This window comes from Aeromonas sp. LsrichE-8G, assembly GCF_022869435.1.
Classification (GTDB): domain Bacteria; phylum Pseudomonadota; class Gammaproteobacteria; order Enterobacterales; family Aeromonadaceae; genus Aeromonas; species Aeromonas caviae.
Window position 1 is genome coordinate 1 of record NZ_JALIHH010000168.1, and the last position, 7501, is coordinate 7501.

Sequence of the window (7501 nt, forward strand, 5' to 3'; positions counted from 1 at the left end):
GTATAACCTGGCCAGAAGGAGGCAATATCAATATGATGCACGGCGACAGCAGGGTGATGGTGGTGGTGTGTTTGGAGACAGCCAGTTTACCAGCACCCTGTCTGTCAACTTCCACTTCCCCAAGATCCCGCGAAGAACCTAAAAAAACGCGCCATCAGGCGCGTTTTTCTTGGATCAGGGCAATCAGTTGTCACACAGGTTGCTTGGCATGTCCTGACGCAGACGGGTCCAAAGCTTGCCAGACTCGATGCCGTACTGGCGTACCGTCATGAACACGGCTTCGTGATCCTTGGTTTCGGCCAGCTTGCGCAGCGTCTTGTAGTAGGCATCTGCGGTTTCCCGCGCCTGTTTGTCCGAGAAGTAGTAGCGGCCAACCCGGCTGTACAAGCCCTTGAAACCGTTGAGAATCAAGGCATAGATGGGGTTGCCCGAGGCAAATGAAAGCTGGTGATGCAAACGGTAGTCGAAGTCCGCATAGGCCTCGGCCGTGTTCTCCACATCATCGGCACCCCGCAAGATCTCGGCGGCCTGTTCCGGGTTGTTGCGAATGGCGCCACGGATGAAGATGGTGCAGATGTTGGTCCGGGCGGAGAGCAGCTGTGCCACCAGATCCGGCACCTTGTCCTGATCGAGACGTGCCAGTGTCTCCAGAATGTTGAGACCGGAGGTTTCCCAGAAATTGTTGACCTTGGTCGGTTTGCCATGCTGGATGGTGAGCCAGCCATCACGGGCAAGGCGCTGCAACACTTCACGCAAGGTAGTGCGAGTCACGCCGATCAATTCGGACAGCTCGCGCTCCGCCGGCAGAATGGATCCAGGAGGAAAGCGATTGTTCCAGATGGACTCGATGATGTATTCCTCGGCAAACCCGGCAGGGCTTTGCGCTTTAATGACCATGTAATGACTCTGTTGTAGTGCGTAAAAAGGCCCCCGAATAATAGCAAAGCCGGTCATGCTGGCAAGCAGAAGGTCGGTCCTCTGCTCACATTACCCCGATCTTTTTGTTAAAAATATGTATACAGCAACAAGTGGGGAGTCAACCAACACCAAATGATGGGGATATAAGCGTTTGCTCGCTGGGCAAGTTCGGCGAGCTTATTTATAGTTATCGCTCCCTTGATTAAAATCATGTGCAATCAATCTGATACAGGTGAATATCCGGATGTTCGGCTCGGGTCGGGCTCGACTGCATAGACGCAGATATCAACAACAGAACAGAGAACCATCATTATGCCAATCAGCCTAGGGCGCGCGTTTACAAAGAACTTTTTGGGCAATGCTCCGCGATGGTACAAAATTGCCATCGTTCTATTCCTGCTGATCAACCCGGTCATTTTCTACGTTGATCCCTTCCTGGCCGGCTGGCTGCTGGTTGTCGAGTTCATTTTCACCCTGGCCATGGCCCTCAAGTGCTATCCGCTGCAACCGGGCGGACTCCTGGCCATCGAAGCCGTGCTCATCGGCATGACCTCCGCCAACCAGATAAAGCATGAGCTGGTGGCCAATATCGAAGTGCTTCTGCTGCTGGTCTTCATGGTGGCCGGCATCTACTTCATGAAGCAGTTGCTGCTCTACGTCTTTACCAAGATGCTGGTGCGCATCCACTCCAAAACGTTGCTTTCTCTCGCCTTCTGCCTGGTGTCTGCCTTCCTCTCCGCGTTCCTTGATGCCCTGACCGTGATCGCCGTGGTCATCAGCGTCGCCACCGGCTTCTACGCCATCTACCACAAGGTGGCCTCCCGGGATGAGTCCGGCAATCTGCATCATGATGACGAAGAGATTGACGAGCTCTCCCGCCAGCATCTGAACGAGTTTCGTGCTTTCCTGCGCAGCCTGATGATGCACGCCGCCATCGGTACCGCCCTGGGGGGCGTCTGCACCCTGGTCGGCGAACCCCAGAACCTCATCATCGGTGAACAGGCCGGGTGGCACTTCGGTGAATTTGCCATTCGCATGGCACCAGTCACCATTCCGGTCTTCATCTGCGGCCTGCTGACCTGCATCCTGGTCGAAAAATTCCGCTGGTTCGGTTATGGCGCCCGCTTGCCCGAGCCCGTGCGTCACATCATGGAATCCTACGAGCGCGACGAAGACGCACAACGTACCCCGCAGGACAAGGCCAAGCTGATCGTCCAGGCGCTGATTGCCACCTGGCTTATCACGGGTCTTGCCCTCCATCTGGCTGCAGTTGGGCTGATCGGCCTGACGGTCATCGTGCTCGCGACGGCGTTCACCGGCGTGACTGAAGAACACGCGCTTGGCAAGGCATTCCAGGAGGCTTTGCCATTCACCGCCCTGCTCACCGTCTTTTTCAGCGTGGTGGCGGTCATCATCGATCAACAGCTGTTCAAGCCGGTGATCCAGTGGGTACTGGCGGCCAAGCCGGAGGATCAGCTTGCCCTCTTCTACCTAGCAAACGGTCTGCTCTCCATGGTCAGTGACAACGTCTTCGTCGGCACCGTCTACATCAACGAGGTGAAGACCGCCCTGATCAACGGCGCCATCAACCGGGAGCATTTTGATCTGCTGGCCGTGGCCATCAACACGGGCACCAACCTGCCGTCGGTCGCCACCCCCAATGGCCAGGCCGCATTCCTGTTCATGCTCACCTCGGCCCTCGCTCCCCTGCTGCGCCTCTCTTATGGCCGTATGGTCTGGATGGCGCTGCCCTATACCCTGGTGCTGGGGCTTGTCGGCTTTTTCTCCGTGGAACTGCTCCTCGGTCCTGCAACCGAATGGTTCTATCAGGCAGGGTGGTTGCTGGATCATGGGGCACTGCCACTGCCCACCCCGTCCACACACTGATCATGAAAGGGGCTGTTCGGCCCCTTTCTTTTCAGATGGGACTCTGCTCTAATTCAGCCACTATTTTTCTCTGAGAGATCAATCATATGATCGAGTATCTTCGCCGCATTGCCAGTCATCGTCTGGCCTGGGGATTGCTGGCAGCCTCCGCTTTCGCGCTGGAACTCTGCGCCCTCTTCTTCCAGCACGTGTTGGGTTTGCACCCTTGCGTGATGTGCATTTATGAACGTATCGCCCTCCTCGGCGTACTCACGGCCGGCCTCCTCGGCATGGTCGCGCCAGAGCGCTGGTACCTGCGCTGGAGTGCCATGCTCCTGTGGGGTTACAGCGCCTTCTGGGGCCTGAAACTGGCGCTCAAGCATGTGGATTACCAGATGAACCCCTCCCCCTTCAACGTATGCGAGGGATTTGTTGACTTCCCTGCCTGGGCACCACTGGATAAGTGGGTTCCCTGGATGTTCTACCCGGACGGCGACTGCAGCGAGATCAGCTGGCAGTTCCTCGGTTTCTCCATGCCGCAGTGGCTCGTGGTCATCTTTGCCGCCTATCTGCTGGTGTTCGTCATCGTGGCTGCTGGCAACCTGATAAAAGGGCGCTGCTGCAACTAGTTCGTCACTCGACCCTAAGAAGGGAGCCCATGGCTCCCTTTTTATTTCCTCTTTATCGCCTCACGACCCCATGCCCAGAGGGCCGGATCTCCTTCTCCCTGTTCTGCCAATGAAGTGGCTGCCTGCGGGTGTGCATCATCGTAACAGGCCACAAGCGGGTCAAAGGGCGCAGCAGCGACCTGCCACTCGGCCTACCAACAAGAAGGGAGCCATCGGCTCCCTTCTTTCATGTCGTGCACGGCGATGTCACGCGCCTTCGGAGGTAGCCTTGCTGGCACTTCTCCTGGCCTTCACCATGCCGATCACCATGGGCAACAAGGAGACCGCGATGATGCCGAAGATGAGCAGGGTAAAGTTGTGGCGCACTACCGGCAGATTGCCAAAGAAGTGGCCGGCATAGACGAAGGAGAGCACCCACAAGAGCCCCCCCACCAGGTTGAACGCCAGGAAGCGGGGATAGGTCATGGCCCCCATGCCCGCCACGAAGGGGGCGAAGGTGCGCACTATGGGCAGGAAGCGGGTGATGATGATGGTCTTGCCGCCATGCTTGGCATAGAAGGCATGGGTCTTGACCAGATAGTCCCGGCGAAAGATTTTGGAATCGGGGTTGCGAAACAGCTGCTCACCGAAGAAGTGGCCTATGGTGTAGTTCACCACGTTGCCGAGCACCGCGGCGATGATCAGCACGGCGGCTAGGGTGTGCACGTCCAACACGCTGCCCACGGTGAGGGCACCTGCAGCAAACAACAGGGAGTCCCCCGGCAGGAAGGGAGTCACCACCAGCCCGGTTTCACAGAAGATGATGAGAAACAGGATGGCGTATACCCAGACGCCATAGTTCTCGAACAGCTCTTTCAGATGCACGTCAACGTGCAGAATAAAGTCGATGGCAAAGAGGATCAGATCCATTTTTTGGTACCCATGAAGTGAACGGCGTGGAGTCTACGCCAATGAGACCTGGCTCACAATCTCCCCATGGTCCCCTTTTTCGAATCCCATGAAGGGAGTCATTCAGTCCCCCCTTCTTTTCCCCTCTCCCTGAACGTAGGCTTCTGCTCACTCGGCCTTGTCCAGAGCGGCCAGCACCTCGCCGGGCAAGCATTTCTCCCAGCCCCACAAGAGGAGCAGCAACAAGGTAGCGTCGTCGAGCCAGCCAAGGAGAGGCACCACATCGGGGACAACGTCCACCGGGCTGATGCCATAGAGCAGAATAAGGATCACCAGCCCCTTCGCCCACCAGGGCGTGCCTGGGTGGCGAAAGCCTTGATAGAGGCGGCGCAAACGCCGCCAGATGAGCCAGCGTCTGGTGCTCATGACTCGATCAGCTCGCCGCGCAGCCGCTGGATCTGATCCCGCAGCGCCGCCGCCTGTTCGAACTCCAGATCCCGCGCATGCTGGAACATCTGCTCTTCCATCCGCTTGATCTCCTTGCTGATCTCGCTGGCAGAGCGGGCATGGTACTCCCCTTGCGGTTCGGCAGCCTTGCGACTCCCCTTGCCCGCCTTGCCCGCCGTGCGGCTGCCCCCCATGTCCATCACATCGCCGATGGCCTTGTTGAGCCCCTTCGGCACGATGCCGTGTTCCAGGTTGTGGGCGTGTTGCAGGGCGCGGCGCCGCTCGGTCTCTTCGATCGCCACCTTCATGGAGTTGGTGATGGTATCGCCGTAAAGGATCACCTTGCCGTTGAGGTTACGTGCCGCCCGGCCGATGGTCTGAATGAGGGAGCGGGTGGAGCGCAGGAAGCCCTCTTTATCCGCATCCAGAATGGCCACCAGGGAGACTTCCGGCATGTCGAGGCCTTCGCGCAGCAGGTTGATGCCCACCAGGACATCGAACTTGCCAAGGCGCAGGTCGCGGATGATTTCCACCCGCTCCACGGTATCAATGTCCGAGTGCAGATAGCGCACCCGTACCTCGTGATCTGCCAGGTATTCGGTCAAGTCCTCCGCCATCCGCTTGGTCAGTGTCGTGACCAGCACCCGCTCCTCCACGGCGACCCGCTTGCGGATCTCGGAGAGCAGGTCGTCCACCTGGGTGGTGACCGGACGCACCTCGATCTCGGGGTCCAGCAGGCCGGTGGGACGCACCACCTGTTGCACCACGTCACCGCCGGACTTCTCCAGCTCGTAGGGACCCGGGGTCGCCGAGACGAACACCGTCTGGGGCATCAGCGCCTCGAACTCGTCGAACTTGAGGGGCCGGTTGTCCAGCGCCGAGGGAAGCCGGAAGCCGTACTCCACCAGGGTCTCCTTGCGGGATCTGTCCCCTTTGAACATGGCGCCGATCTGCGGCACCGTGACGTGGGATTCGTCGATGATGAGCAGGCCGTCCCCCGGCAGGTAGTCAAACAGGGTGGGCGGCGGCTCACCCGGTGCGCGGCCGGAGAGGTAGCGGCTGTAGTTCTCTATACCGGAGCAGTAACCCAGCTCCTGCATCATCTCCATGTCGAACTGGGTGCGTTGGCTGATGCGCTGCTCCTCCACCAGCTTGTTGAGGTTCATCAGCTGCTCGCGCCGCCCCTTGAGCTCCTCCTTGATGTGCTCGATGGCACCCAGAATGGTCTCCCGCGGGGTGGCGTAGTGGGTCTTGGGGTAGATGGTGTAACGCACCACCGTCTGCTCGATGGCGCCGGTCAAGGGATCGAACAGGGAGAGGCGTTCTACCTCTTCATCAAACAGCTCCACCCGCAGGGCCAGCTTGTCCGATTCGGCGGGGTAGATGTCGATCACCTCCCCCCGCACCCGGAAGGTGCCGCGCTGGAAGGCCATGTCGTTGCGGGTGTACTGCAGTTCGGCGAGGCGGCGCAGGATATCCCGCTGATTGATCACGTCCCCCACTTTGAGGTGCAGCATCATGCTGAGGTAGGCCTGGGGATCCCCCAGACCATAGATGGCCGATACCGAGGCGACGATCACCACGTCGCGCCGCTCCAGCAGCGCCTTGGTGGCTGACAGCCGCATCTGCTCGATGTGATCGTTGATGGAGGCATCCTTCTCGATGAAGGTGTCCGTGGTCGGCACATAGGCTTCGGGCTGGTAGTAATCGTAATAAGAGACGAAATACTCCACCGCGTTGTCGGGGAAGAACTCCTTCATCTCCCCATAGAGCTGGGCCGCCAGGGTCTTGTTGGGGGCCAGGATCATGGTGGGACGATTAAGAGTCGCGATGACGTTGGCCATGGTAAAGGTCTTGCCCGAACCGGTCACCCCGAGCAGGGTCTGGTGGGCCAGTCCCGACTCGATGCCATCGAGCAGCTGGGCGATGGCCCTCGGCTGATCCCCGGCGGGTTGAAACTGGCTGGCCAACTGGAATAACTTGCTCATGACGACTCCCGGCAAAAAACGGCAAGGGAGCAGTGTACCCCGAGTTGAAGGAGCTGGGTATCCGCTCACCCTCCCTGATGGCTATTGACCCTGAAATACGACCTCTGTATGATGCACCTCCTTGCCTGATGTTCCCCCGTAGTTCAGTCGGTAGAACGGCGGACTGTTAATCCGTATGTCACTGGTTCAAGTCCAGTCGGGGGAGCCAATTCCTCACCATCTCGGTGCAAGTTATCCACTTTAGTGCTTTCCTCTTCCAATTTTAATGCACAAGCCCTCCCCTGCGGCCTGACTCCCTTTTGATCTCCCGTTACTGACCAGCAGCGTTTTGTTCTGCTGCGTATAACTATTTGATTTTTATAGAAACAATTTATTGCAGGTATTTTTTGAACAGTCCTTGCAGCCCAGTATTGGCGCGGCTTTCAGCCTGATCGCCAAGTTTCATAAACAGGGTTATCCACAGTTTCTGTGGGTAACTTGACCAAAGCCACGGTTCATCTGGGCTGGCAGCCATTGTCCCCGGTTTGCGATGGCTGCCCCCGCTCTTCCCCATTTTCTGCTGTTTTTCCCTTCCCCCCTAAATGGGATGAATCGACTCGCGGTGCTGCCTGTGGGGGATTTTTTTTGGTTCTTCGCGGGATCTTGGGGAAGTGGAAGTTGACAGACAGGGTGCTGGTAAACTGGCTGTCTCCAAACACACCACCACCATCACCCTGCTGTCGCCGTGCATCATATTGATATTGCCTCCTTCTGGCCAGGTTATAC

7 protein-coding genes and 1 tRNA gene are annotated in these 7501 nt (G+C 58.2%); 3 read left to right on the top strand and 5 right to left on the bottom strand.

From position 1 onward, the window contains the following. Positions 1 to 183: 183 nt before the first annotated feature. On the bottom strand, positions 184 to 897 hold the full coding sequence (fadR, locus tag MUW49_RS18145) for a fatty acid metabolism transcriptional regulator FadR (protein WP_010674906.1): 714 nt from the start codon (positions 895 to 897) through the stop codon (positions 184 to 186). Between the two features lie 333 nt (positions 898 to 1230). Here fadR and nhaB point away from each other — a divergent pair, with 333 nt between their 5' ends. After that, positions 1231 to 2805 (top strand): Na(+)/H(+) antiporter NhaB, encoded by a 1575-nt coding sequence (nhaB, locus tag MUW49_RS18150; protein ID WP_052814370.1) that lies wholly within the window; start codon positions 1231 to 1233, stop codon positions 2803 to 2805. An 86-nt stretch (positions 2806 to 2891) separates the two neighbouring features. Continuing rightward, a complete protein-coding gene (dsbB, locus tag MUW49_RS18155) occupies positions 2892 to 3413 on the top strand; it encodes a disulfide bond formation protein DsbB (RefSeq protein ID WP_010674908.1) in 522 nt (173 codons plus the stop codon). A gap of 246 nt (positions 3414 to 3659) precedes the next feature. Here dsbB and MUW49_RS18160 read toward each other — a convergent pair whose 3' ends face one another. The 3 genes from MUW49_RS18160 to uvrB all read right to left on the bottom strand — a co-directional run bounded on the left by MUW49_RS18160 (position 3660) and on the right by uvrB (position 6736). Then, complete coding sequence (locus MUW49_RS18160) at positions 3660 to 4322, bottom strand: DedA family protein (protein WP_010674909.1); 663 nt, start codon at positions 4320 to 4322, stop codon at positions 3660 to 3662. 147 nt (positions 4323 to 4469) lie between these two features. Continuing rightward, complete coding sequence (locus MUW49_RS18165; RefSeq protein ID WP_041215068.1) at positions 4470 to 4727, bottom strand: DUF1232 domain-containing protein; 258 nt, start codon at positions 4725 to 4727, stop codon at positions 4470 to 4472. After that, positions 4724 to 6736 (bottom strand): excinuclease ABC subunit UvrB, encoded by a 2013-nt coding sequence (gene uvrB / locus MUW49_RS18170; protein ID WP_210538794.1) that lies wholly within the window; start codon positions 6734 to 6736, stop codon positions 4724 to 4726. The genes MUW49_RS18165 and uvrB overlap by 4 nt, the downstream gene beginning before the upstream one ends. A 132-nt stretch (positions 6737 to 6868) precedes the next feature. On the opposite strand from uvrB, the gene MUW49_RS18175 reads away from it, so the two are divergent. After that, positions 6869 to 6944 (top strand) — tRNA-Asn (locus MUW49_RS18175). A gap of 286 nt (positions 6945 to 7230) precedes the next feature. Here MUW49_RS18175 and MUW49_RS18180 read toward each other — a convergent pair. After that, on the bottom strand, positions 7231 to 7501 hold a 271-nt coding region (locus MUW49_RS18180), incomplete at its 5' end, for a hypothetical protein (RefSeq protein ID WP_244813051.1).